Source organism: Shewanella psychrophila, from assembly GCF_002005305.1.
Lineage (GTDB): Bacteria > Pseudomonadota > Gammaproteobacteria > Enterobacterales > Shewanellaceae > Shewanella > Shewanella psychrophila.
Genome location: NZ_CP014782.1, coordinates 36,183 through 61,671, shown reverse-complemented (window position 1 = coordinate 61,671; position 25,489 = coordinate 36,183). Strand labels below are relative to the sequence as shown.

At 45.0% G+C, this 25,489-nt stretch carries 23 protein-coding genes; 13 read left to right on the top strand and 10 right to left on the bottom strand.

What is annotated here, in order from left to right:
• The first annotated feature begins 17 nt into the window (after positions 1-17).
• From fadA to sps_RS00265, 7 genes are all read left to right on the top strand, one after another.
• Positions 18-1,181, top strand: a complete 1,164-nt coding sequence (gene fadA / locus sps_RS00295) for an acetyl-CoA C-acyltransferase FadA (protein WP_077750647.1) — start codon at positions 18-20, stop codon at positions 1,179-1,181.
• A 202-nt stretch (positions 1,182-1,383) separates the two neighbouring features.
• Positions 1,384-1,884: a GNAT family N-acetyltransferase gene (locus sps_RS00290; RefSeq protein WP_077750646.1), complete on the top strand. Its 501-nt coding sequence runs from the start codon at positions 1,384-1,386 to the stop codon at positions 1,882-1,884.
• Positions 1,881-2,348 (top strand): Cys-tRNA(Pro) deacylase, encoded by a 468-nt coding sequence (ybaK, locus tag sps_RS00285; protein WP_077750645.1) that lies wholly within the window; start codon positions 1,881-1,883, stop codon positions 2,346-2,348. Before sps_RS00290 ends, ybaK begins: the two co-directional genes overlap by 4 nt.
• A 188-nt stretch (positions 2,349-2,536) precedes the next feature.
• Positions 2,537-2,770, top strand: coding sequence for a sulfurtransferase TusA (gene tusA, locus sps_RS00280; RefSeq protein WP_149027376.1), 234 nt, complete (start codon positions 2,537-2,539; stop codon positions 2,768-2,770).
• Between the two features lie 33 nt (positions 2,771-2,803).
• Positions 2,804-3,241, top strand: a complete 438-nt coding sequence (locus sps_RS00275) for an MOSC domain-containing protein (RefSeq protein ID WP_077750644.1) — start codon at positions 2,804-2,806, stop codon at positions 3,239-3,241.
• 417 nt (positions 3,242-3,658) lie between these two features.
• A complete protein-coding gene (locus sps_RS00270) occupies positions 3,659-6,904 on the top strand; it encodes an amidohydrolase family protein (RefSeq protein ID WP_077750643.1) in 3,246 nt (1,081 codons plus the stop codon).
• A 233-nt stretch (positions 6,905-7,137) separates the two neighbouring features.
• Positions 7,138-8,124: a hypothetical protein gene (locus sps_RS00265; RefSeq protein WP_077750642.1), complete on the top strand. Its 987-nt coding sequence runs from the start codon at positions 7,138-7,140 to the stop codon at positions 8,122-8,124.
• Positions 8,125-8,314: 190 nt separating this feature from the next.
• Here the strand turns inward: sps_RS00265 and sps_RS00260 are convergent, their stop codons facing one another.
• Positions 8,315-8,899: a DNA-3-methyladenine glycosylase I gene (locus tag sps_RS00260; protein ID WP_077750641.1), complete on the bottom strand. Its 585-nt coding sequence runs from the start codon at positions 8,897-8,899 to the stop codon at positions 8,315-8,317.
• A 180-nt stretch (positions 8,900-9,079) separates the two neighbouring features.
• On the opposite strand from sps_RS00260, the gene glyQ reads away from it, so the two are divergent.
• Together glyQ and glyS are read left to right on the top strand one after the other, a co-directional pair.
• Positions 9,080-9,985, top strand: a complete 906-nt coding sequence (glyQ, locus tag sps_RS00255; protein ID WP_077750640.1) for a glycine--tRNA ligase subunit alpha — start codon at positions 9,080-9,082, stop codon at positions 9,983-9,985.
• 11 nt (positions 9,986-9,996) lie between these two features.
• Positions 9,997-12,066 (top strand): glycine--tRNA ligase subunit beta, encoded by a 2,070-nt coding sequence (glyS, locus tag sps_RS00250; protein ID WP_077750639.1) that lies wholly within the window; start codon positions 9,997-9,999, stop codon positions 12,064-12,066.
• Between the two features lie 105 nt (positions 12,067-12,171).
• Here glyS and sps_RS00245 read toward each other — a convergent pair whose 3' ends face one another.
• Positions 12,172-13,239 carry an HDOD domain-containing protein gene (locus sps_RS00245; protein WP_077750638.1) on the bottom strand — a complete coding sequence of 356 codons (1,068 nt, stop codon included), beginning with the start codon at positions 13,237-13,239 and terminating at the stop codon, positions 12,172-12,174.
• 146 nt (positions 13,240-13,385) lie between these two features.
• Here sps_RS00245 and pxpB point away from each other — a divergent pair, with 146 nt between their 5' ends.
• From pxpB to pxpA, 3 genes are all read left to right on the top strand, one after another.
• Positions 13,386-14,105 (top strand): 5-oxoprolinase subunit PxpB, encoded by a 720-nt coding sequence (pxpB, locus tag sps_RS00240; RefSeq protein WP_077750637.1) that lies wholly within the window; start codon positions 13,386-13,388, stop codon positions 14,103-14,105.
• Entirely contained in the window at positions 14,102-15,031 is a 930-nt protein-coding gene (locus sps_RS00235; RefSeq protein ID WP_077750636.1) for a 5-oxoprolinase subunit C family protein, read from the top strand. The genes pxpB and sps_RS00235 overlap by 4 nt, the downstream gene beginning before the upstream one ends.
• Before the next feature lie 84 nt (positions 15,032-15,115).
• On the top strand, positions 15,116-15,853 hold the full coding sequence (gene pxpA / locus sps_RS00230) for a 5-oxoprolinase subunit PxpA (RefSeq protein ID WP_077750635.1): 738 nt from the start codon (positions 15,116-15,118) through the stop codon (positions 15,851-15,853).
• Between the two features lie 24 nt (positions 15,854-15,877).
• Here pxpA and sps_RS00225 read toward each other — a convergent pair whose 3' ends face one another.
• The 8 genes from sps_RS00225 to dnaA all read right to left on the bottom strand — a co-directional run bounded on the left by sps_RS00225 (position 15,878) and on the right by dnaA (position 24,895).
• Positions 15,878-16,228, bottom strand: coding sequence for a c-type cytochrome (locus tag sps_RS00225; protein WP_077750634.1), 351 nt, complete (start codon positions 16,226-16,228; stop codon positions 15,878-15,880).
• A gap of 1 nt (position 16,229) precedes the next feature.
• A complete protein-coding gene (locus tag sps_RS00220) occupies positions 16,230-16,661 on the bottom strand; it encodes a cytochrome C (RefSeq protein ID WP_149027195.1) in 432 nt (143 codons plus the stop codon).
• Positions 16,661-17,887 carry a sulfite oxidase gene (locus tag sps_RS00215; protein ID WP_077750633.1) on the bottom strand — a complete coding sequence of 409 codons (1,227 nt, stop codon included), beginning with the start codon at positions 17,885-17,887 and terminating at the stop codon, positions 16,661-16,663. Before sps_RS00215 ends, sps_RS00220 begins: the two co-directional genes overlap by 1 nt.
• Positions 17,888-17,889: 2 nt before the next feature.
• Complete coding sequence (locus tag sps_RS00210) at positions 17,890-18,225, bottom strand: c-type cytochrome (RefSeq protein WP_237157965.1); 336 nt, start codon at positions 18,223-18,225, stop codon at positions 17,890-17,892.
• Positions 18,226-18,658: 433 nt separating this feature from the next.
• Positions 18,659-21,076, bottom strand: a complete 2,418-nt coding sequence (gene gyrB / locus sps_RS00205; protein WP_077750632.1) for a DNA topoisomerase (ATP-hydrolyzing) subunit B — start codon at positions 21,074-21,076, stop codon at positions 18,659-18,661.
• Position 21,077: 1 nt separating this feature from the next.
• The gene (gene recF / locus sps_RS00200; RefSeq protein WP_077750631.1) at positions 21,078-22,175 is read right to left on the bottom strand and encodes a DNA replication/repair protein RecF; all 1,098 of its coding nucleotides are present in this window, start codon (positions 22,173-22,175) and stop codon (positions 21,078-21,080) included.
• A gap of 211 nt (positions 22,176-22,386) precedes the next feature.
• On the bottom strand, positions 22,387-23,487 hold the full coding sequence (gene dnaN / locus sps_RS00195) for a DNA polymerase III subunit beta (protein WP_077750630.1): 1,101 nt from the start codon (positions 23,485-23,487) through the stop codon (positions 22,387-22,389).
• A 19-nt stretch (positions 23,488-23,506) separates the two neighbouring features.
• Complete coding sequence (dnaA, locus tag sps_RS00190; protein WP_077750629.1) at positions 23,507-24,895, bottom strand: chromosomal replication initiator protein DnaA; 1,389 nt, start codon at positions 24,893-24,895, stop codon at positions 23,507-23,509.
• Between the two features lie 447 nt (positions 24,896-25,342).
• On the opposite strand from dnaA, the gene rpmH reads away from it, so the two are divergent.
• On the top strand, positions 25,343-25,480 hold the full coding sequence (gene rpmH / locus sps_RS00185; protein ID WP_006083827.1) for a 50S ribosomal protein L34: 138 nt from the start codon (positions 25,343-25,345) through the stop codon (positions 25,478-25,480).
• The last annotated feature ends 9 nt before the right edge of the window (positions 25,481-25,489 follow it).

Sequence of the window (25,489 nt, the reverse complement as noted above, 5' to 3'; positions counted from 1 at the left end):
TGGGAAGGAATAAAACAATGAAACAAGCAGTTATCGTAGATTGCATTCGTACTCCCATGGGCCGCTCTAAGGCTGGAGTATTTAGAAATGTACGTGCAGAGACTCTTTCTGCAGAATTAATGAAGGCACTGGTTGAGCGTAATCCCAAGCTAGATCCTAATACCATTGAAGACGTGATCTGGGGCTGTGTTCAACAGACTCTGGAGCAAGGCTTCAATATCGCACGTAACGCATCACTCCTAGCGGGGCTGCCTAAGCAGATTGGCGGCGTGACCGTAAACCGTTTATGTGGTTCATCTATGGATGCCCTACATCAAGCGGCACGCGCAATTATGACAGGTCAAGGCGATACGTTTATCGTCGGTGGTGTCGAGCACATGGGCCACGTTCCTATGAATCACGGTGTCGACTTCCATCCCGGCCTTGCCAGCAATGTAGCAAAGGCATCGGGCATGATGGGTCTTACGGCTGAAATGCTAGGAAAGATGCACGGCATCACACGAGAGCAGCAAGATGAATTTGCGGTACGCTCACATCAACGTGCTCATGCAGCCACAGTCGAAGGTCGCTTCGCCAATGAGATCCACCCAATCGAAGGTCATGATGCCAATGGTGCCTTGATCACGGTTGAGCATGACGAAGTTATTCGTCCTGAAACATCAATGGAGTCACTGTCAGGACTTAGACCTGCTTTCGACCCTGCCAATGGCACAGTCACAGCGGGAACATCTTCAGCACTGTCTGATGGAGCTTCAGCCATGCTGGTCATGGAAGAAGAGAAAGCCAAGGCTTTAGGCTTACCAATCCGTGCACGCATCCGCTCTATGGCTGTTGCAGGTTGTGATGCCGCCATCATGGGCTATGGTCCGGTTCCTGCGACTAAAAAAGCATTAGAGCGTGCTGGACTAACTGTCGATGATCTTGATGTTATCGAGCTTAACGAAGCCTTCGCCGCCCAGTCTCTACCTTGTGTAAAAGACTTAGGCTTAATGGATGTTGTCGATGAGAAGATTAACCTCAACGGTGGTGCTATCGCACTCGGTCATCCATTAGGATGCTCTGGTACTCGAATCTCTACAACGCTTATCAACTTGATGGAAAGCAAAGATGCAAAATATGGTCTGGCGACCATGTGTATCGGCTTAGGCCAAGGCATAGCAACAATATTCGAAAGACCTTAATCTTCTGTAGCTAGAAGTATTAAATAAGATATGAAGACCCTAGGGACGAGTTCCTAGGGTCTTTTTTATGTTCCACGTGGAACATCTTACTCCCAAGCAATAGAAAATTTCTCCGCAAACAGCTCGAATATCCCCTTGAAAAATATATAAAAATCTGGCAAAAATAGGCACTATTGTTCACAAATTCTTATGGAGTCCATTGATGGAACTGGTATTACTCGCAGATAAACCCGAGGCTATCCCGCAAATAGCTAAATGGTATAGCGATGAGTGGGGATACATAAGTAACGACAGCAGTCGATCAACTTCAGCGTTAGAAACTAAGCTAAATGGTTATCTCAATACAGACAAACTCCCCTTGGTGCTTTTGGCTACAGTCAATAACCAAGTGGTTGCAACGGCTCAATTGCGTTTTCAGGAAATGACGACTTACCCCAAAACATCACATTGGCTTGGCGGTGTCTATGTAGATAAAGCCCACAGAGGAAAATCTGTGGCGCAAACACTCATAAATGGCATATTGGATTTAGCTAATAAGCATGGAGTAAACGAACTATATCTACAAACAGAAGATCACTCTGGTGGTTTATATAAGAAGATGGGCTGGAAAGCCGTCGAACAGGTGACCTACCACGGCGTCGATGTACTGGTGATGAAGCTAAAGGTTAATGACGTTTATTGTGAAGAGCAGAAACAAGCATGACTCCCGCAATCAATGCATTAAAGCAAGCTAACATAGAGTTCACCATTCATGAATATCACCATGAAGCTGGTTGTGATTCCTATGGTTTAGAGGCCGCTGAAAAATTAGGTTTGCAGCCTGAGCAGGTCTTTAAGACCTTAGTCGTTCAGCTAGATGGCAAACAACTCGCGGTTGCCATTATTCCCGTGGACTCGAAACTCAGCATGAAACTCATCGCTAAGGCAACGAAAGCTAAGAAAGCAGCCATGGCCAATGCCGATGATGTGCAAAGGTCCACGGGTTACAAATTGGGAGGTGTCAGCCCTATAGCCCAGAAAAAACCTCTCAAGACCTACATAGACATTAGCGCAAAGAACTACGTAAAAATATATGTCAGCGGTGGTCAACGAGGATTAGATATCGAACTAGCACCAGAACAGTTACTACTGGTGACTAAAGCACAATTCGCTCCACTTACGAGTTAGTTCGTGTCCTGTTTTCCAACTCACTCTTAGTCTCACAAAAGCAATCGCTCAACTTGGATTATTAACTTTGCTAGCGTATTATTAGTCACCTATTTACAAGCCTATCCTCTGATTTGCAGTAGGTTAGATGGCAAATATATGGTTGAGGAATTATGAGCGACCGAGTGAGTGATACTATTATCGATGGCATGAATCAAGCCGACCATCATTTAGATGCCATTGGACTCAGATGTCCAGAGCCTGTGATGATGGTTCGTAAGTCAGTACGAAAAATGGAAGCTGGCGAGACCCTGCTGATTATCGCAGATGACCCTGCCACTACCCGAGATATTCCTAGCTTCTGTGAATTTATGGATCATAAGCTACTCTCGAGCAGTACAGATAAAACACCCTACCAGTATTTAATCCAAAAAGGTCTCTGAACCGCAAGCCTTAACAACATGAAGGAATCATCTATGTCGACGCTCATTGCCATCGGATTTAAGCCCATTAAGCAGCAACCTATGACACTCGTTACTAAGGCGAATGTCACTTGTTCCCATGGTGTCGAACAGGACTTCTTCGGCCGACCAAGCAAGCGACAAGTCACTGTTATGTCGAAAGAACAATGGCAGACCGTCTGTAGTGAGCTTAATACCCTGTTACCTTGGACCACTCGTAGAGCGAACTTGCTGGTCGAAGGACTGAGCTTTACTCCCGAGCATGTCGGCAAGATTCTCGAGATTGGTGAACTTAAACTCGAGATCACCGGCGAAACAGACCCATGTAAGAAGATGGAAATAGCTCATGCCGGACTCGAAGCCGCATTAAGACCTGATTGGCGTGGCGGCGTCACCTGCCGAGTATTGAATGATGCGGAAATCTTTGAAGGCGATACAGTTCAACTGAACTAAACCGCCTTACCTGCAAATGCAAAACCAAACTCGATGGCCTTAGCTCTGGCTATCGAGTTACGCTAAGGCAAATTTTCTTCTTTCTCAATCCTACATATTCATTCAAAAATCTACAGCAAGCCTGTCCAAGCAACAAAACTAACCAAAAAACCTCTCTCCAAAAATACCAATGTATTCAGCTATACAATGAGTCCCAAATCCAGCACCAATTAACAATTTTGCTACACGATAGTTGTTTTACCCGCCCCCTAAATATGCGATAAAAGACAGGCTAAATTAACTTGAATACTGCATACAAAAAACACTAGCGTCACAAAAACAACAACTAAGTTCGCTTTAATAAAAGTCTGGCACAATCAATAAAGAATAATTATAGCCAGTAATGACTCAATTAAAATAAGAAAACTAGGGATTAAAATGATAAAACAAAAGCTAACTCCTCTATGTGCAGCAATCGCACTTAGTTTAAGTTTGCCAATAATGGCGAGTGAATCAACCTCAGACAAGGAAACCAAGTGGCAGGTAAATGCACCGGCTAATGCCCCCCTTGAGAGAGTTAAGATTGATGTCTCCGAAGGTACTTGGATGAACATCTGTGTCAGCCCGAATGGTAAAACCATCGTGTTCGACATGCTGGGTGATATCTATCAGATCCCTATGCAAGGTGGTGAAGCCAAAGTATTAGCCAAAGGTATCGCCTGGCAGATGCAGCCTACCTATAGCCCGGACGGAAAGTATATTGCCTTTACCTCGGATGAGGATGGTGGCGACAATATCTGGATCATGGACGCCGATGGCAGTAATCCAAGAGCCGTAACCAACGAAACCTTCCGCCTGCTCAATAGCCCAGCCTGGAGCCCTAATTCACAATACTTAATTGCACGTAAGCACTATACAGGCTCACGTAGCCTGGGCGCCGGAGAAGTCTGGCTATACCATGTGGCTGGCGGCGAAGGGGTTAAGCTCACTGAACGCCCTAACGAGCAGAAAGACTTAGGCGAACCCGCCTACTCACCAGATGGCCGCTATATCTACTTTAGTCAGGACGCGACTCCAGGTAAGACATTTCACTATTCTAAAGATTCGGTTAAAGGCATCTATAAGATCAAACGCTATGACACCGAAACCGGTGACATAGAAATATTAGTTCAAGGCACAGGTGGTGCCATAAGACCTACTCCTAGCCCTGACGGAACTAAGCTTGCCTATATCAAGCGCGATGGATTTCAGTCTTCCCTGTACCTCCTTGACCTTAAGTCTGGCAAGAAAGAAAAGCTATACGGCAATCTTGACAGAGACATGCAGGAGACATGGGCCATTCATGGAGTTTACCCGACCATGAGTTGGACCGCCGACAACGAAGAGATAGTCTTCTGGGCTGGCGGTAAGATTAACAAACTAGATGTTGAATCTAAGTCAGTTAAACAGATCCCCTTCTCGGTGAAGACCGAATTGGCGGTTCAGCCTGCGGTACGATTCAAGCAAGATCTTGATAAAGATGTATTCGACGTCAAGATGCTGCGTATGGCTCAGGTATCACCGGATGGTAAAAAAGTGGTTTATGAGGCCCTTGGCAAACTCTGGGTTAAAAATCTCTCTGGTGGAAAATCAGAGGGAAGAGGTAGCCGTCTTACCAAGCTAGATTCAGACTTAAGAGAGCTCTATCCCCAGTGGTCTCGTGACAGCAAAAATATCGTGTTTACCACTTGGGATGATCAAGACCAAGGCACAGTTAAAATCGTCAGCGTTAGAAACAAGCGCAGTAAAACCCTGACCAAGGAGCCAGGAAAGTATGTAGAGCCCACCTTCTCACCCGACGGTTCCTTCGTTGTTTACCGTAAGGCCAAGGGCGGCTATATCACACCCAGAACCTGGTCTCAGGATACTGGTCTATACAAGGTAGACATCAAAGGCAAACAAAATACCCGCATCACTCCCGATGGTTATCAGCCACAATTTGCTGCCGATTCAAAACGCGTCTACTTTATGGCTCAAGGAGAGACCCCAGAGTTCGCTTCTATCAACCTAGATGGCTTTCAGAAGCGAGTTCATTACACCAGTAAGCTAGGTACAGAATTCCGCATATCTCCCGATGGCAAGCAGCTCGCTTTCGCTGAGCGGTTCAAGGTCTGGGTCACTCCATTTGCTAAGCATGGTGAGACCATAGAGATAGGTCCTAAGGCAAGTAATCTACCTGTCAGCCAACTGAGTGTGCGTGCCGGAGAGAGCATTAGCTGGAACGGCAACAGCGATCAACTTTACTGGACCTTAGGTCCTGAGCTCTACCAAATGGCCGTTGATACCGAGTACAAAGATCAGCGTCAAGCCAACAATGACGAGGAAGCTAATTCAGATGAAGCTAAGGTCGAACCTAAGATCACCGATCTAGGATTCACACAGAAGGCCGATGTTCCACGTGGAACAATTGCCTTCGTTGGCGGCAAGATCATCACCATGGAAGATGATAAGGTGATAGAGAATGGCGTGGTCATCGTCAAGGATAATAAGATTGTCTCAGTCGGTGACTCATCAACAAAAATCCCCAGTGAAGCTACAGTTTTAGACATCAAGGGCAAGACCTTGATGCCGGGTCTGTTCGATGCCCATGCTCATGGTGCACAAGGTGAAGAGGAGATAATCCCCCAACAAAACTGGGAACTCTACTCTAACTTGTCTTTGGGTGTGACGGCTATCCATGATCCATCTAACGATACAACTGAGATATTCGCCGCTTCCGAGCAACAAAAAGCAGGTAATATTGCCGGCCCGCGTATCTTCTCGACTGGTACAATTCTCTATGGAGCCAATGGTCCTGGCTACACATCCCATATAGATTCACTGGATGATGCTAAGTTTCACCTGGAACGCCTTAAGAAAGTCGGTGCATTCAGTGTGAAGAGCTATAACCAACCTCGTCGTAATCAACGTCAACAAGTCATTGCCGCGGCTCGTGAACTCGAAATGATGGTAGTGCCTGAAGGTGGCAGTTTACTGCAACACAACCTAAGCATGATAGTCGATGGTCATACGGGTATTGAGCATTCACTACCAGCGGCAGCTATCTACAATGATATTAAGCAGCTCTGGAGTCAAACAGAAGTCGGTTACACACCGACCCTAGTAGTCGCTTATGGTGGTATCTCAGGTGAGAACTATTGGTACGATAAAACAGATGTTTGGGCACACCCAAGACTGTCTATGTATGTACCAAGTGATCTATTAGATGCAAGATCCATGAGACGCCCTACCGCACCAGATGAACATTATAACCATTTCAATGTTGCTCGTGTCGCCAACGAGATGAATGATCTGGGTGTTAAACCCAATATTGGTGCTCATGGTCAACGTGAAGGTTTAGCCGCTCATTGGGAAATGTGGATGTTCGCTCAAGGTGGTATGAGCAATCTCGAAGTACTAAAAACAGCAACTATCAATCCGGCCACACACTTCGGCATGGATCATCAGCTCGGCTCAATCAAACAAGGCAAGCTCGCCGACTTGATCGTCATCGACGGTGACCCACTCGAAAATATTCGAGTCACAGATCGAGTGACTTATACAATGGTCAACGGCAAACTCTACAATGCCGAAACCATGAACCAAGTCAACGGTGGATCCAAAAACAGAGGCAAAGAGAGAAAACCTTTCTTTTTTGAACTTTAATTTCTGTTTTTAATTTTAAAATCTGGCTAACTTTACTGCCAAATTTTAATTTCATGAAAATTATTTTTTAAAGAGAAAGAACCAAAAAATAATTAAATTTTCGCTTCGCGAAGAAAAATGAGATAGAAAAAGTAATACTTCGGTATTAAATAAGACAAAGAGTGTTCCACGTGGAACACTCTTTTTCTTATCATAATATACATACTTCATCCGCCCAAAATTAGAGAAGGTTCATGCAAATTATTCTACTGACAATCTTGGCTCTCTTCCTTTTATGCATGGCCATTTTTAGGAGGTTAAAATGGAAGCTAACCACACTCTACTTTGCGACAATTTCTAGCTTAAGTATTATATTTATCACTAAGAAGTACTTCTTCCCTCTTGAGCCTGAAGCTGTTAATGCTATGAATTCAGTGGCAACCTTTTTTACATCCATGCTTGTTTATCGAGTAGCATGTTATCTATTAAAAAAGATTAAGAATAGCCGGTTCAACATAGTGATAACGGTTACTCTTGTTATCCTGGTAACTATTTTATCCTTGTATACATTACCGCGAATGGTCTATTTCCTCGCCTTCAATGAATACCAGAACCAAGAAACAAGTACTAATAATACCAACCCACTTAAGTTGAGAAAAATAGAATATCGCCCTCAAAGCTCTGATGTATCTACAGATATATCATTAAGCTTTATGTTATCTAAATCATTAATTCCTTTAGATATTTTAAAAGTTAGCAGTAAGAGACTCGATACCGATAGCATAATGTATTTTTATGAACATGATAACACTTATAAATCATTGAATATTAGTAAAGTAGTTGGAAACTCAAATTATCTCAAACAGCTGTTAACCGAAGAGAACTCTGAAGAATTAGAGAATTTAGTTGGTGTTAAGCCCTTAAGTTCTGATTTTGAACTACTCAAATACCTGTTTAAATTTGAAAGAGATGACCTAAGTTTTTTTTCCTCATTAGATGACTATAAACTGGCATTGATGTCCACAATCCTCAAGTCAACTTTTATAGCTATCAATGGAAACATATTAGAATTTAAACTAGATAAAGGATATCAAGGTTTTCAATTTGGAGAGTCGGAGCTGAATACAGTTGTAAGAGTTAATGTTTACAGCAACAAAACAATAATTAAATTGACGTTCAATGGATTCACACAACAAGAGATAGATTTTTTTCTATCACAGATAGAATTGATCGAACAGTAACGTGCAGCACTGATGCCAATCGATGTAATACGCCTTATTCGGCCCAACATGCGTTGCTTGGGTCTTAGCTTTTCCTAAAACCTAGATCCTAGGAACTTGTATTATCAGAGAGTGGAACAAACGTCCAACAGACGCAGCCGTCATCTTGGCTTTACTCCCTTCTCAACCTTGATACCTTCTCAGCCCCTCCTTACTTATTACACTTATCATAACAAAAACAATATGTTGCATGATCATTCACCATACCTACCGCTTGCATGAATGCATAACAGATTGTCGGCCCAACGAAGTTAAAACCAAGCTTTTTCAAAGCTTTAGACATGGCTTCAGACTCGGTAGTCTGCACTGGTATCTGTTTCATCTCAGTAAAATGATTCACAATCGGCTTGCCGCCAACGAAACTCCAAAGAAACTCAGAGAAATCATTCCCCTGCTCGCCCTTGGTGTCAGAAAAGTTGGCCATATAGCCACGAGCATTCTTGATGATGGAGTTTACCTTGAGACGGTTTCTGACTATCCCCTTATCTAGGAGTAATTCTTCGACCTTGGTATCATCGAACTTGGCAATCACCTCAGGATCAAAATTGGAAAATGCCGCTTCATAGGTTTTTTGTTTCTTAAGGATAGTGATCCATGAAAGCCCGGCTTGCTGACCTTCGAGGCAGAGTTTGGCGAAAAGCTCCAGACTATCGAATACAGGCTGGCCCCAAACATCATCATGATAATCCAGATAAATTTGATCATCCCCAACCCAGCCACAACGCTTCTTGTCCATGGAGTTACTCCCTTATTTTAATATTTAGCGGTATTTCCTTTAGGAGATAAAAAATAACCTACATATGCATATTTCTACAAGGTATAATCGAAACCATTTTTATATTTCCAAGCTAGCTCTAGCTGCTAAAAAGCATTTAGACAAGGTGTTGGTATCATCCTGACGGCGTAGATAGTAGACATGACGACGAAACATGACGTAAAGACATTCCAGGGTTTCATTATGACCCTGCAGGAGTACTGGGCGCAGCAAGGTTGCGCCATTGTTCAACCTCTCGATATGGAGGTTGGCGCTGGTACATTCCACCCACAGACTTTCCTACGCTCTCTTGGCCCAGAGCCAATGAGCAGTGCTTATGTGCAGCCATGTCGCCGCCCGACCGATGGCCGTTATGGTGAAAACCCTAACCGCCTGCAGCACTATTATCAGTTTCAGGTCGTGTTAAAGCCATCTCCAAGTAATATTCAGGAACTCTACCTGGGTTCACTGGAAGCTCTGGGCGTAGACATGGGCGTTCATGATGTGCGTTTCGTCGAAGACAACTGGGAGTCTCCTACTCTAGGTGCCTGGGGTCTAGGTTGGGAAGTTTGGTTGAACGGTATGGAAGTCTCTCAGTTCACTTACTTCCAGCAAGTCGGTGGATTGGAATGTAGTCCGGTCACCGGTGAGATCACTTACGGTCTAGAGCGTCTGGCCATGTACATTCAGGAAGTAGACAGTGTCTATGACCTTGTCTGGACCGATGGTCCAATGGGCAAGATCATGTACGGCGATATCTTCCACCAGAATGAAGTTGAGCAATCAACTTACAACTTCGAGCATGCCGATGTTGATGTGCTATTCACCTTATTTGATGACTGTGAAAAAGCCTGTCAGCGTCTATTATCTCTGGAAAAACCACTTCCACTACCCGCTTATGAGCAGGTGATGAAAGCCTCTCATGCATTTAATTTGCTTGATGCACGCCACGCAATCTCAGTCACAGAGCGTCAGCGTTACATACTACGCGTACGTACTATGTCTAAAGGTGTTGCAGAGTCTTATTACCAAGCCCGTGAAGCTCTCGGCTTCCCAATGTGTAAGTAGAGGTAGACCTAATGAATTTTGAAAACTTACTCATTGAAGTAGGAACTGAAGAGTTACCTCCGAAAGCCCTGCGTAAACTCGCAGAGTCTTTCCTAAGCAACTTTACCGATGAGCTGAACAAAGCTGAACTCAGCTTCGAATCAGCTGTTTGGCATGCCGCTCCGCGTCGTTTAGCACTTTGTGTCAATCAACTCGCAGACGCTCAAGCCGATAAAGTTGTTGAGAAACGTGGGCCAGCAATAGCCCAAGCATTCGACGCTGACGGTAATCCGACTAAAGCCGCCATGGGCTGGGCTCGTGGTAACGGCATCACAGTCGAAGAAGCTGGTCGCCTTAAAACAGAAAAGGGCGAATGGTTATTACACCAGGCAAAAGTTGTCGGTGTAGAGACTAAAGGCCTAATCTCAGCTATGGCACAGCGCTCGCTAGATAAGTTACCCATTCCTAAGCCTATGCGCTGGGGAAGCAGCAAGATTCAATTTATCCGCCCGGTTCATACTGTCACCATGCTTCTTGGCAGTGAAATCGTCGAAGGAGAATTGCTAGGCGTCAAATCTGACCGAGTTATCCGTGGACATCGTTTCATGGGTCAATCCAGTTTCGAGCTAGATCATGCCGATAACTACCTAACTGCACTTAAAGAGCAAGGGAAAGTCTTAGTAGATTATGAAGCGCGTAAAGCGATTATTAAGGCAGATGCTGAAACTGCAGCGACTAAGATTGGTGGTGTTGCCGATCTTGAAGATGAGCTTTTAGAAGAGGTTACCTCACTCGTTGAATGGCCTGTGGTATTAACCGCTAACTTCGAAGAGAAGTTCCTTAATGTACCTGCTGAAGCCTTGGTTTACACCATGAAAGGCGATCAAAAATACTTCCCGGTATTCGACAAGACAGGTCAGCTGCTACCTAACTTTATCTTCGTCACTAACATAGAGTCTAAAGATCCTCAGGTCATTATCTCCGGTAACGAGAAAGTGGTTCGTCCACGTCTTGCCGATGCCGAGTTTTTCTTCGAAAATGATAAAAAACTGACATTGGAAGAGCGCCTAGTCAGCCTGGAAACCGTCGTGTTCCAGAAGCAGCTGGGTACTATTAAGCAACGTGTCGAGCGCATCTCTGAAATAGCTGGTTTCATCGCTAGCAGCATAGATGCAAATGCCGAGGAAGCATCTCGTGCAGGCCTGCTTTCTAAGTCAGACTTGATGACTAACATGGTGATGGAGTTTACTGATCTTCAGGGCACAATGGGCATGCATTACGCCCGCCTCGACGGTGAAACTGAAGCAGTCTCTCTTGCACAGCAAGAGCAATACAAGCCTAAGTTCTCCGGTGATACAGTTCCTACAGCATCAATTTCTGTCTGTGTCGCTCTAGCTGAAAAGCTAGATACTCTGGTTGGTATTTTCGGAATTGGCCAGGCACCTAAGGGCGCTGCCGATCCATTTGCACTGCGCCGCGCCGCTATCGGTATCCTGCGTATCTGTGTTGAGAATAACCTGCCGCTGGATCTGGTTGACCTTATTGCTAAGGCACAGGCATTACATGGCAGTAATTTAAGTAATGATAAAGCTGCCGAGCAGGTACTCGAGTTCTTCATGGCTCGTTTCCGTGCCTGGTACCAAGATCAAGGTGTTAGCGTCGACGTAATCTTAGCCGTACTGGCTCGTCGTCCAACATCACCTGCAGATTTTGATAGTCGTATCAAGGCAGTAGCTCATTTCAGAACACTAGAACAGGCTTCGGCATTGGCCGCCGCTAACAAGCGTGTGTCTAATATCCTGGCTAAAGTTGAAGGTGATATTCCGGCAAATATCGATGCGAGTTTATTGACTGAAAACGCTGAAAAAGCACTGGCAGAGAAGCTCAAGGAGCTTCAACCTAAACTGGCTCCTTTGTTTGCCTCGGCAAACTATCAGGAAGCATTAGCACTGTTGGCTGACCTACGTGAAAGCGTGGATACCTTCTTTGAAGATGTCATGGTGATGGTCGATGACGAAGCACTGAAGAACAATCGCTTAGCGCTACTTTCTAGCCTACGCGACCAGTTCCTCCATGCTGCGGACATATCATTGCTGCAATAAGATATTTAAATTCCTAGAACCTAGGAACTAAAAAAGCCTCAGATACCACTGAGGCTTTTTTAATAGAAAAAACATAGAGTAACAATCCCTGTGCACTCCTTCCCTCTAAACCTCTATCAGTTTCTCATGTAAAACCTCAAATTCATCCCGACTCAAATCTGCATCAATTAACAAGCGTGCTAGACAGGGCTCATCTAACTTTTTCCCATGATAAAGCATGGAGCATTCACTGATCAGGTTTGCGCGCCATACCAAGGCAGCCAGTGGCTCAGTGGGTGTTGAATCAAGATTGGCTAGTTGGCTCAAGGATGATTCGAAGCAAGCAGGCAAATGCCAGCATTGGGCCAGTAAGGCGCTCAGGCTAAGGGATTTTGAGGTCATAACTTGCCTGAACAGCCAGGAGCTGGGCTGCTCTCCAGGTTCGGCTAACTGAAACTCATCTAACAGCATCTTAAAGATGGCAATTTTGCCAACGTCATGAAGTAGGCCCAACAGAAAGGCCGTATCGGGATCCTGACCGGAATTATCCGTAGCTAACTCAGATGACAAGTAGGCGACTTGCATTGAATGACGCCATATCTGCAGACCGAAGCGACGATAGTAGATAGGTTTAATCACTATCATCTCACGCACCATACAAGTAGTAACCAGACGCCTAAGCTGATCTCTACCTAACTGAACGAAGGCCTGCTGCAAGCTAGTTACTTCCCTGTCGCCACGCTTAAATACCGGAGAGTTACACAGTTTTATCACTTCGACGCTCAATACAGGATCATCATGAATCTCATCCACCAGCACCCTGATATCGACACTTTCATCTTTGAGGCGCTTATCTAACTCGGCTAATTTGCTCGGAAGTTTAAGCACCTTATCGGCCACATCTTGAGGTGACATCAGAGCGTGCTCAACATCATCCATAACAGCTTTTTCTAAATTATTAGCGACCCCGCCTGTATCATTGGATTTTGTCGGGAAAAGTAGACTATAAAACAACGCTGAAACATCGACAGAATCAGAAATAAACACTTCCTCTGTTGCTGCCTGTTTTTTGGGTTTAACCGCTTCATTAGCTAATTTTTCTTGCACACTTGTGTCTTGCCTAAAGCCTTTCGGCTCGGCAACAGAAGTTTTGTCTCTAATATTAAAGAGCTTATTAAAAAGTTTTTTAACCAATTTATATGACCGGGACTATAAAGCGATGCGCCAAGTTAGCAATTTAATCATAGTGCTTAGAAAGATAACCGTTGCAGTTTATTGGGTTACAAATTTGGTTTTAAGTATTATCCTGAACCTTTACTGCAATAGATAAAGAACACACCATGAGCAAGGATCTTCGACCCAAATTATTCAAATTAGGTGAAAAAGCCTTGGTGTTGGATTGCGCTTCTCTATCTGGCTCAAACAGCAAATTAGAGATACAGAGACAAATTTGGCACATATCGGATCTATGCAAAGCCAGTGGTGACTTTGAAGACATTGTCCCGGGTAATAACAATCTCACCCTATTTTTCAAAGACAGTAAAAAAATCCCCTTCTGGAGCAATCAAGTTAACCAGTTTTGGACACATAAATTAGTCCAACTAAAACCGGGGAAACTTATCCAGATCCCGGTTCAATATGGTGGGGAGTATGGGCCAGATCTAAATGCTGTTGCACAGTACAATAAGCTAACACCACAAGAGGTCATAGAAATACATACCTCAGCTCAGTACAGCGTGCTATTTCTGGGATTTCAGCCCGGTTTTCCCTATCTCCATGGGCTTGATAAACGACTATTCACCCCCAGATTAGCGACTCCAAGGTTAGCCATTCCAGCTGGTTCAGTAGGGATAGGTGGCGAGCAAACTGGCATATACCCGGCTCAATCTCCCGGCGGCTGGCAACTGATAGGTCGCAGCTCAGTCAACTTGTTCGACAGCACTTTATTCGGTAACGATAGAGCGCAGCCCTCCCTGCTTTCACCTGGCGATACAGTTCAATTCATTGCCATAGAGTCTTTGGGTGAAGTTGAAGAAGCCAAATCAGAGGTACCAAGATGATAGAGGTACTCACCCCGGGATTTCACACCACAGTTCAAGATCTGGGACGCACAGGCTATCGCCACTTAGGTGTATCAGTCTCAGGGGCATTGGATCGACAGGCCTTGATACTTGCTAATAGCTTGGTCGGTAACCCGGACAACGCAGCAGGCCTGGAACTCACAGCCGGAACATTCGAACTCAAGTTCTATCGAGATGCCTGGTTTACTCTAACGGGAGCAAACTATGAAATTAAGATTGGTTCCAGAGAGATCTGGCATGGCTGGCGCAACAACATTAAGGCAGGAGAAACCCTCAGCCTAAGAGGGCCTAAGTCAGGTATGCGTGCCTATTTAGCCATAGATGGTGGCATAGATGTCCCCCTATATTTAGGCTCGAGATCGACACTGACTGCCGCCGAACTAGGTGGTCATCAAGGTCGAGCCCTCAAAGTGGGAGATCGAATATCTTTAGGGAACAAACTCTCAATTTCTAAGCCAATTGGCGCCGTACAGAGAGGCTATTCTAATGAGATACGTGCCCTGCCCGGACCCGAAATGGCCCAATTTACCCAGCAGTCGCGCAAAGTATTCTGGAGTAGTCAATGGCAGCTATCTAACGACAGTAACCGTATGGGCGCACGTTTAACCGGTGAGGTATTAGACTTAACACAAGAGCTGAACTTAAACTCACATGCGGTTATGCCAGGCAGCATTCAGGTGCCACCATCGGGCCAGCCCATAGTTCTGCTAGCCGATGGGCAGACAACTGGCGGTTACCCCAAAATAGCCACAGTGATTGAAGCCGACCTCTGGAAACTGGCTCAAACCAGGCCTGGAGAGCAGTTGCAATTTATTCACGTGAGTCCAAACCAGGCAGAAGATGCAAATTACGAGTGGCAACAATATTTTTATCGCTTACAGAGATCTATAGACGCTAATAGCTAAGGCTAAGGCTAAGAAAGTATCGAGTTGCGAGCTAAAAACAAAGCTAAGAAAGCGACGAGTTAACAAGTGAAACAGAGGTCAATAATGTTATCGAACCAAAACACTTACCCTATCGACCTCAATGCCGACTTAGGTGAAGGCGGTCACCATGATGAAGCCCTGCTGCAATTAATCACTTCGGCCAATATCGCCTGTGGTGGTCATACGGGTGATCGAACGAGCATGGAGACAACGGTAAAATTAGCACTAGCCTCAGGCGTTAATATTGGCGCCCATCCCAGCTTTCCCGATCGTGAAAACTTTGGCCGGCAATCCATTGATATTACAGATCAAGAGTTATTAACCTCACTCAATCAGCAAATTGGCTCATTAAAAGCCGTATGTAGCTCACTAGGCGCAAAATTGTTCCACGTGAAACCTCACGGTGCCCTTTATAATCAAGCGGCCTTCAGTGAGCGTTTAGGGCTGATTTTAATTAACGCCATAAAACGAATAGACCCAAGCTTAAAATTAATGATTCTCGCTGCCAGTCCACTGGTGCCATTGGCAAGACAGCACGGATTAACGGTAATTGAAGAGGCTTTTGCCGATCGCACCTATTTAGCTGACGGCTCTCTGGCTCCCAGAACTATGTCTGGAGCGGTAATAGAAGATGACAATCAATCCATAAAACAAGTTGAGCAAGTGTTAGCTAATCGACCACTATCGACATTAGATGGATCCATGCTGCAGCTCAAGGCCGATAGTATCTGTTTACATGGGGATAATGAGCATGCCTTAAGGTTCGCCCAGAAGATCACTGAATACCTTAAAAATAGATAACGCCAATCAAACGCCAAAGATAACTTATTTAACCTTGGCATTCAGATTGATGGGAGTCAGAAGGCTATAGTAGAAAGTAAGATCTCTCATTTGCTCATCGGTCAGGCCACCAGCCTGAGCCTGCATGTTGATATCGGCTCTGTCCCCAGATTTAAAATCCTTAAGTTGTTTATATAGATAAGCTTGCTTCTGTCCCCTGAGGCTAGGAAATAAACCCGCCTGACTTAACATCATAGGTCCATGACAAGCTTCACACCTGGTGTTGGCTAGCTGTCTCCCCTGCTCAATATTCCCTTGTTGTGGTTCCGCTGCGCTCACACCAACAGAGACGATGGAAATAATAAATAGAAATGCGATACCGATTAACTTTTTCATCTTACTCTTCCCTCTTTATCACAGTGCCAGTATCGGCTTTCCGACTTGGTGGCAGCAGGTCTTTATCTATTGGCTTACGTCGAAACAAGGTCATATCAATATCGACTTGATTGTAATAAGTACTTAAGTAATCCAATGTTGGATCCCAGGTATCAGACAGATCCCATAATCCCTGTGTATCCACCATCCACTGAATAGTCTCTCGCCAAAAATCTCTATCACCATGATTTTGTGACACGATTAAACTAGAGTGACAGGCGTTACACTGACCATTCACTAACTCCCAGCCAGGTGCCTTAATCAAACCGGATTTAGCATCGACGGGGTAATCAATCTTAGCAATTGAAGTATTGGTATCGCTTAGTTCAACGGCTTGAGCATGCAGGCATGTAGAGAGCAGGAGCAGACAGACAAACCGAATAAAGGACTTCATCAGACCACCCTAACGGCTATTCTATGGCAGCCATTAAACATATAACCTTTTGGGTTCCACTGAGGCTGCACCACAGGCTGGGTATCACCCTCGCTATCAGTGGCTCTGGCCCAAATCTCATAATACCCCTGCTCAGGTAAGTCTAACTCTGTCTGCCATTGCTGCCAGGCCGTTGCGTTCTTGGGCTTCTCTAGCTCAACGATATGCCAGCGAGTACCATAGTCATAGCTAACCTCAACCTTGATAACTTCTCTCAAACCAGCCCAGGCATGACCACGAAGCACGGTTTTCTTGCCAAGCTTCATCTCGGTACCGGATTCAGGGAAAGTGATCAATGACTTTACAATCATCTGCTCAATTATCTCAAAGTCTTTGTTATCGACTTTCTCACCAGGAGCCACCGGATACTTAGGCACCTGATAAGCAGGAGCCGCCATCTTATGACCGTCGTGTACCTTGTTTCGTACACTGATCCCCACCGCGCATTTCTGTGATACCGAAGCGGGCCGTCCGCCGAAAACAATACGCAGTGGATAACCATGCATATAAGGGATATCTTCACCGTTCATCGACCAGGCGATCAAGGCATCATCACTCAGAGCAGCATCGATAGGCACGCCTCGTGAAATAGCCTCACCGTGACCACTAAGATGCTTGTCGATACCATGATGTCCGGTATACACGGCATCTTCCTTGATGCCACAGTCATACAGCACATCCCTGACTAAGACCCCTGTCCACTCAGAACAGTACACAGCAGCATTATTCCACTGATTGCCCTTAGTACCGGGAAAGAAGTTAACCCGACTATTACCGCCACACTCAAGCACGAGTCTGCGGGTATGATGTTTAAACCTTTGCTTTAGCTCATCTAAGGTATAGGTCTTAGGTGTCTTTACAGATTCGCCATCCACCTTGAAGGTCCAGGTTTTAAGATCCATAGCCTTAAAGTCTGGCATCTGACCATTCCAGCGAATGAATGCTACATCACCAGGAGTCACAGCCTTATCCAGCATGTGCTCTGCTGGGTAAGCATTTAACGGTTTTGTATTCAAAACAGTGAAGTAATCGGGAAGATCTTCAGCCTTACTCCAGGTTAAAGATGAAATATCCAGAGAGGCCATTCCCAGAGGCATATTTCCAGCAAATACCCATTTAACCGGCAATATAGCGACCGCAGAGGTAGCAATAGCCCCTTTAATAAAAGCTCGTCTGTCTAAACTCATAATTATTTATTCTCTCCAGTGTAAAAATATTGCGCCAGGCTCTGCATATCTTCATCGGTTAATAACTGCGCCACCTTAGACATGGTCTTGTCACTGCGCTCACCGGATTTAAATGCCTGAAGTTGTTTAACCAGATATTCCTGATTCTGCCATCGTAAGTCTGCAATATTGGGAAAGTCATTAGTGCCTACAGCGCCATGGCAAGCAATACACATATTGAGCAACTGAGGTGACTCTCCGGCCTGCGCAGCCGAAGGCGCCAAAACAGTAAGCATGACTAAGCTTGATAGAATCAAACTCAATCTATGCTCGGCACTTCTGAGATTAAACATGGGCATTACAGCCTCCATAGTGCTCAATAAATTAACGACTCATACCCATTGGTATCATTTGCAGTGAACCCTATAGCATTAGCTGAAGGCTCACTTAACGTGTCGCTAATTTAGCCTTAACAAGACGGTTAAGAATATTCAAACTTCTTGATTTAAAGCGTTGAGAAAAGTTAATCAGGGCTGGAAAAGAGGGAATAAAGAAGGTGAGTGAGAAGGGATTAAGAAGGAGACGCCAATACTCTTTGATTACAACAAGGGAACATTAATGGCCAGATATAACCCCCCTCCTAGTACCTCCTGTACTCCGGGGATAAGCACTCTATAAAAAAGGTCCATGTACAAAAAAGCCCCGGATTTCTCTGAGGCTTTATCTTTCACTGTTAACGCTTAGCTCTTAACGCCACGTAGTGGCATCAATAGAGATGCGCAGCAGATCTATTTAGACATCCAAGTTCGCTACGTTCAACGCATTCTCTTCGATGAAGTTACGACGCGGTTCAACTTGATCACCCATCAAACAGGTAAACAACTGATCGGCACCGATGGCATCTTCAATAGTCACTACCAGCATACGGCGCGACTCAGGATCCATAGTGGTTTCCCAAAGTTGCTCAGGGTTCATCTCGCCCAATCCCTTATAACGTTGGATATAGAGACCACGTCTAGAATCATTCATCAGCCAGTTAAGTGCCTCGACGAAGGTAGAAACCTCCTTGACGCGCTCACCACGCTTAACATAACCGCCATCAACGATAAGTCCTTCAAGCGCCGCAGCAAGCTTAGCCATGCGCTCATAGTCACTTGAGGTCAAGAAGTCGTAAGTAAACAGATAGCTGGTATCGATACCATGCTTACGTATGTGCACATTTGGCAGATACACTTTACGCTCAGGATCCAAAATCGGCTCAGCGCTATAGATAACACCGCCAGACTCTTTCTCTGTTAGATCTGCGACAAACTCGTCACACCATTTCTGAACTTTACCCTCGTCGGCTAACACATCTGTACTCAGTGCCGGATGATAGAGCATACGCTCGGTCAGTAGAGTCGGATAACGCTGCTCTAAACGTTCAAAGATGGTTTCAACTTCACGATACTGATAAACCAATTTCTCTAACGGTGCACCCGACATAGCCGGCGCATCAGCAGAGGCGTGGAGTTCACCACCGTCTAAGGCCAAGTTAGTCAGAAACTCAGTCAAGGCAAGTTCATCTTTCAGGTACTGTTCCTGTCTGCCTTTCTTCACCTTATAGAGAGGTGGTTGGGCGATATAAATATAGCCACGTTCGATAAGCTCAGGCATCTGACGGAAGAAGAAGGTCAGCAGCAGAGTTCGAATGTGAGACCCATCGACGTCGGCATCGGTCATGATGACGATGTTGTGGTAACGCGTCTTATCGGGATCGTATTCATCACGACCAATACCACAACCTAGTGCGGTGATCAGAGTCGCAACTTCCTGAGAAGAAAGCATCTTATCGAAGCGAGCCTTCTCAACGTTTAAGATCTTACCTTTCAATGGCAGAATAGCTTGATTCTTTCGGTTACGTCCCTGCTTGGCGCTACCGCCAGCAGAGTCTCCTTCCACTATGTATATTTCAGAAAGCGCGGGGTCTTTCTCTTGGCAATCAGCTAGTTTACCCGGCAGACCACCTAAATCTAATGCGCCTTTACGACGCGTCATCTCACGGGCTTTACGTGCCGCTTCACGAGCACGAGCCGCATCGATAATCTTACCTACTATCAACTTGGCTTCGTTTGGATGCTCCATCAGGTAATCACCCAACTGCTCACCCATGGTCTGCTCAACCGCCGACTTAACTTCACTTGAAACTAACTTGTCTTTAGTCTGAGAGCTGAACTTAGGATCCGGAACCTTAACCGAAACAACCGCAGTCAGGCCTTCACGGGCATCATCACCAGTAGCACTAGTCTTGCCCTTCTTGTTATAACCTTCACGCTCCATGTAGGCATTAAGGTTACGGGTCAAGGCACCACGGAAGCCAGCAAGGTGAGTACCACCATCACGCTGAGGAATGTTATTGGTGAAACAGAAGATATTCTCCTGGAAACCATCGTTCCACTGCATAGCCACTTCGACTGTGATGCCGTCTTCACGCTCTTGAATAAAGTGAAACACGTCTTTATTCACAGGTGTCTTATTCACGTTCAGGTAATCGACGAAGGCGCTTATGCCACCTTGGTACTGGAAAAACTCATCACGGTTATCACGCTCATCAACCAAGCGAATGCCTACACCTGAGTTTAGGAATGACAGCTCACGTACCCGTTTAACCAGAATATCGAAATGGAACAGAGTATCGGAAAAGGTCTCATGGCTTGGCCAGAATCTTAGCTCGGTACCCGTACTAGTCGAATCGCCAATCTCTTTGATCGGTGCATCGGGCTCACCCATGCTGTAGAACTGCTCATAGAGCTTACCGTTACGACGAATAGTAAGCTGTAGCTTCTCAGACAGAGCGTTTACAACCGAAACCCCCACGCCATGAAGACCACCGGAGACTTTGTATGAGTTATCATCGAACTTACCGCCCGCATGGAGTACGGTCATGATCACTTCTGCGGCCGAAATACCCTCTTCTGGGTGAATTTCCACAGGAATACCACGACCATCATCTTTCACCGATACCGAACCATCGGCATGGATTGTGATGACAACCTCATTACAATGACCCGCTAAAGCTTCATCGATAGAGTTATCGACCACTTCGAATACCATGTGATGTAGACCTGAACCGTCGTCGGTATCACCGATATACATCCCTGGTCTCTTCCGTACTGCATCAAGGCCTTTTAGTACCTTAATACTCGAAGAATCGTAACTATTCTCTGACATATTATTCTCTCGTCGGTTGTTCAATTACCGTTACACGCCCCTGTTCCACATGGAACACCTTACTCGGTGGCGTGTTTAACGAATCTAGTATCGCTGCAGGCTCGATGGCGGTGACAAAAACTTGTGCGCCGGTATCGGTTAACTGCTGCAGCAACAATTGCCTGTGCTTTGCATCCAATTCCGATGGAAGATCATCCACCAGATAAATACTATTCTTATCTATTTGCTGCTTAAGTAACTTTCCCTGTGCAATACGCAGTGCACAGACTAACAATTTCAACTGTCCTCGGGATAAAGCATCCTGAACTGGCAAGGTGCCGACACGTAATCTCAAATCGGCTTTATGGGGACCACTAGCGGTATTGCCGCTGGATACATCTCTGGAATATTGCGTCTCTAAGAGCTGCGCATAATCTGTTTTACTATCCCAACCTCGGGTGAAAGAAATCTTCACATCGACCAGAGGTAAAAACTCTCCGATTATACCCTTAAGTTGCTCATTTAACGAGTTTACATATTCAGTTCTTATATCTGTCACGACTTCAGAATAACGAACTAACTCTCTATCCCAATATTGAATCTGAGCGTAGCTCGCCTCATTTTTAAGTAACTGATTTCGTTGCTTTAAAATTCGCTTTACATTAACCCATGCCGAATGAAAACTTTTATCACAATGAAACGCCCCCCAATCGATAAACTGACGTCTCGATTTTGGCCCTTCAAACAGCAAGGCAAAACTCTCTGGAGTGATCACTTGTATCGGCAAAGATTCGGCCAAGGTCGATAAACGTTTAACTTTATCGCCGTCAATCTTGACCTCGGTCTCGCCGCTGCGAAATCGTCTGAGACCTATCTTGCTCTCTTTATCCTGCACATTTAAGTTAGCGAATAAGGTTAACTTATCATCCGAGTGTTGAATCACACGCTGGGAAAGGTGGCTACGAAAGGAGCGGCCCATACCAAGAAAATAGATAGCTTCTAAAATACTGGTTTTTCCACTGCCATTTTGACCATAAATGAGATTAATCCCTTCGGCCGGAAGCAGTTGAGCAGAAGCGATATTCCGAAAGGTTTCAATATGAAGACGCGTCAAACTCATTTATGGCTCATTAATCACTTATTCAGGCAAGCTAACAAAATGCACTTAATTTAACGGATAAAAAAGCCGCAAATAATCGGGTGGAAAAATTCAAATAGCCAAGAAGATTAGCATATCCACAGACCACATCAAAGCTCGGATTTCATCCAAAAAAAAGGCTGCGTTAGCAGCCTCTTCAATATTAATTTATGTTTATCTAGTCGAATGAAGACTAGAGCCTCATGGGCATAACCACATACATAGAATCTTCTTCGATATGATTCTCGATCAATGCACTAGAGTTGCCATCGATAAGCGTGATGCGTACATCGTCTGAGGGTAGGTTATTGAGCACATCCAACAGGTAACTAACGTTGAAACCTATCTCCAGTGGCGTGTTGTCATATTCCACATCTAAGATCTCCTCCGCTTCTTCCTGCTCAGGATTGTTGGCGGTGATCTTAATCAGATTGTTTTCAAGCTGAACACGCACGCCACGAAACTTCTCATTGGAAAGAATCGAGGCACGTAATAGCGCTTGTTTAAGATGATTACGACTGGCGATAACAACCTTATCGCCGCCCTTAGGCAAGACTCGGCGATAATCTGGGAAACGGCCGTCAACTAACTTACTGGTTAATACTGCACTGGATGTCGTCGCACGTATGGCATTATCACCTATGGCAATAGTCACATCTAAGTCTTCACCTTCGAATAGACGTTGCAACTCTACGACACCTTTACGGGGTACGATAACTTGCTTCTCAGGCAGAGTCGCCTCTATTTGACGATGACTCAAGGCTAAGCGATGACCGTCGGTTGCTATGGCACGCAGCACATTACCGTCGGTTTCCAGTAGCAGACCGTTAAGGTAATAACGCACATCTTGGTTAGCCATGGAAAACTGAGTCGCATCAATAATCGACTTCAGTGTGCCTTGCTTAATGGTAAATTCGATGTCAGATTCGAAGGCTTCGACATTGGGATACTCTTCTGCCGGAAGTGTCGCTAAAGTAAAGCGACTACGGCCAGATCTAAGTAACAGGCGATTTTCCTGTTGCTCAATCTTTAACTCGACCTGATCGGGAAGTGATTTAACAATATCGAGGAATTTTTTCGCCGGAACGGTTATTCGCCCCTCTTGAACATCACCTTCTAACTGGACTTGACCGACTAATTCGACTTCAAGGTCGGTACCAGTCATCTTAAGTGAGTGACCACTTACTTCAACTAAAAGGTTTGCCAGAATAGGCAAGTTATGTCGTCTCTCCACCGCTCCATTAACTAATTGCAGCGGCTTTAATAGGGCATCCCTATCAATTGAAAATTTCATCAGTTTCAATTTCCCAGATTTATGAAGATAACGTACGGATCAAGTTAGCATAATCTTCTTTAATGTCATGACTTTCTTCGCGCAACTGTGCAATTTTACGACATGCGTGCAACACAGTTGTATGATCACGACCACCAAAGGCATCACCTATCTCAGGTAAGCTCTGGTTTGTTAATTCTTTCGATAGCGCCATAGCCACCTGACGAGGTCTGGCGACACTGCGAGAGCGACGCTTAGACAGCATATCCGCCATCTTAATCTTGTAATATTCGGCAACAGTCTTCTGAATATTATCTATGGTGACTAACTTTTCCTGCAGCGCCAGTAGATCTCGCAAAGCTTCGCGGACGAAATCAATAGTAATTGGGCGACCGGTAAAATTAGCATTAGCTATAACTCGATTCAATGCACCCTCGAGCTCACGAACATTAGAACGTAATCGCTTAGCGATGAAGAAAGCGACTTCATCGGGTAGATTGATACCACTCTCCTGCGCCTTACGCATCAGGATGGCAACACGAGTCTCTAACTCAGGAGGCTCGATCGCTACAGTTAAACCCCAACCGAAACGAGACTTGAGACGATCTTCTACGCCATCGATCTCTTTCGGGTATTTATCTGAGGTCAGGATCACCTGATGATTACCTTCCAGTAACGCATTGAAGGTATGGAAAAACTCTTCCTGGGATCTATCTTTATTAGCAAAAAATTGAATATCATCGATAAAAAGAGCATCGACGCTACGGTAATAACGTTTGAACTCTTCGATGGCATTATTCTGCAGGGCTTTCACCATATCCTGAACGAAACGCTCAGAATGCATGTAAACCACTTTGGCATTGGGATTATTCTTAATGATGCTGTTACCCACAGCATGCAACAAGTGAGTCTTACCTAAACCGGTACCGCCATAGAGAAATAACGGGTTGTAAGCGCCACCAGGATTTTCAGCAACCTGAAGTGCCGCAGCCTTACCCAATTGGTTAGACTTACCCTCGACAAAGTTTTCAAACTGATAAGCAGGATTAATATTGCTTCTGTGATTTGCCATAATCGCAGGTTCGGGAGTATTCACATTAAATGAAGTCCTAGCCGGCCTGGAATTCATCTCTACTCTCGGGGGAGCCATGGCAGGAGTGGCCTGAACCGGACGTGGAGCCGCAGGTTTACTGCCTATATCGAAGCGTAACTTAGGTGCATCACTACCCAGCTGTTCAGTAAAAAACTGATTGATGATGTTAATATACTTGTCTCTGACCCAGTCGAGTACGAAGCGATTTGGCGCGTAGAGAACCAGTGTGTTCCCATCCATTTCTGCTTGCAACGGTCTGATCCACATACTAAATTGTTGAGACGAGAGCTCATCTTGTAGTCGCCCGAGACATTGCTGCCAAAGTGAAACCGCCACGTACTTATCCCCAAAAGATCATACAAAGAGGTGTATTCTATATTGAGATCACTAGGATCGCTATCCTTATAATATAATTATCCCCAGATAGATCACCTTTGGCAGAAGATACCGATCCAAAAGGATCTACGGCGATCCTATTATTTGTAAAAAGCGTCAAATCCAGCTTTATAAAGCGATCCGAATCGATCTATAATTACCGCGCCTAGATCGACTAAATGATCACTAGATCCACAACATGTAGTGGTCATACACAGAGTTATCCACAAATTCTGGTGGCTTTGGCGAAGTCGGCTAGAAAATAAATGGCTAGAATTTTGCCACTTGATGCGTTTGCTTGTTGACGAGCAAAGTTAAAGTGATTACAATTCGGCCTCTTTTTTGCCCCTATTGCTCAATTTTGAGAATTTGGGTTTTGTTCAACTAACATAAAGACGGATTGCCACAATGAGTAAACGTACTTTTCAACCAAGCAACCTCAAGCGCAAGCGTTCTCACGGATTCCGCGCTCGTATGGCTACAGTTGGAGGCCGCAAGGTCCTAGCTCGTCGTCGTGCTAAAGGTCGCGCTCGTCTTTCTGCTTAATAGTAGAAA

Excerpts from the sequence above, each read along its gene's own strand:
- fadA (WP_077750647.1), top strand. The coding sequence starts at position 18 with ATGAAACAAGCAGTTATCGTAGATTGCATTCGTACTCCCATGGGCCGC.
- sps_RS00290 (WP_077750646.1), top strand. The coding sequence starts at position 1,384 with ATGGAACTGGTATTACTCGCAGATAAACCCGAGGCTATCCCGCAAATA.
- ybaK (WP_077750645.1), top strand. The coding sequence starts at position 1,881 with ATGACTCCCGCAATCAATGCATTAAAGCAAGCTAACATAGAGTTCACC.
- tusA (WP_149027376.1), top strand. The coding sequence starts at position 2,537 with ATGAATCAAGCCGACCATCATTTAGATGCCATTGGACTCAGATGTCCA.
- sps_RS00275 (WP_077750644.1), top strand. The coding sequence starts at position 2,804 with ATGTCGACGCTCATTGCCATCGGATTTAAGCCCATTAAGCAGCAACCT.
- sps_RS00270 (WP_077750643.1), top strand. The coding sequence starts at position 3,659 with ATGATAAAACAAAAGCTAACTCCTCTATGTGCAGCAATCGCACTTAGT.
- sps_RS00265 (WP_077750642.1), top strand. The coding sequence starts at position 7,138 with ATGCAAATTATTCTACTGACAATCTTGGCTCTCTTCCTTTTATGCATG.
- sps_RS00260 (WP_077750641.1), bottom strand. The coding sequence starts at position 8,899 with ATGGACAAGAAGCGTTGTGGCTGGGTTGGGGATGATCAAATTTATCTG.
- glyQ (WP_077750640.1), top strand. The coding sequence starts at position 9,080 with ATGACGACGAAACATGACGTAAAGACATTCCAGGGTTTCATTATGACC.
- glyS (WP_077750639.1), top strand. The coding sequence starts at position 9,997 with ATGAATTTTGAAAACTTACTCATTGAAGTAGGAACTGAAGAGTTACCT.
- pxpB (WP_077750637.1), top strand. The coding sequence starts at position 13,386 with ATGAGCAAGGATCTTCGACCCAAATTATTCAAATTAGGTGAAAAAGCC.
- sps_RS00235 (WP_077750636.1), top strand. The coding sequence starts at position 14,102 with ATGATAGAGGTACTCACCCCGGGATTTCACACCACAGTTCAAGATCTG.
- pxpA (WP_077750635.1), top strand. The coding sequence starts at position 15,116 with ATGTTATCGAACCAAAACACTTACCCTATCGACCTCAATGCCGACTTA.
- sps_RS00225 (WP_077750634.1), bottom strand. The coding sequence starts at position 16,228 with ATGAAAAAGTTAATCGGTATCGCATTTCTATTTATTATTTCCATCGTC.
- sps_RS00220 (WP_149027195.1), bottom strand. The coding sequence starts at position 16,661 with ATGAAGTCCTTTATTCGGTTTGTCTGTCTGCTCCTGCTCTCTACATGC.
- sps_RS00215 (WP_077750633.1), bottom strand. The coding sequence starts at position 17,887 with ATGAGTTTAGACAGACGAGCTTTTATTAAAGGGGCTATTGCTACCTCT.
- sps_RS00210 (WP_237157965.1), bottom strand. The coding sequence starts at position 18,225 with ATGCCCATGTTTAATCTCAGAAGTGCCGAGCATAGATTGAGTTTGATT.
- gyrB (WP_077750632.1), bottom strand. The coding sequence starts at position 21,076 with ATGTCAGAGAATAGTTACGATTCTTCGAGTATTAAGGTACTAAAAGGC.
- recF (WP_077750631.1), bottom strand. The coding sequence starts at position 22,175 with ATGAGTTTGACGCGTCTTCATATTGAAACCTTTCGGAATATCGCTTCT.
- dnaN (WP_077750630.1), bottom strand. The coding sequence starts at position 23,487 with ATGAAATTTTCAATTGATAGGGATGCCCTATTAAAGCCGCTGCAATTA.
- rpmH (WP_006083827.1), top strand. The coding sequence starts at position 25,343 with ATGAGTAAACGTACTTTTCAACCAAGCAACCTCAAGCGCAAGCGTTCT.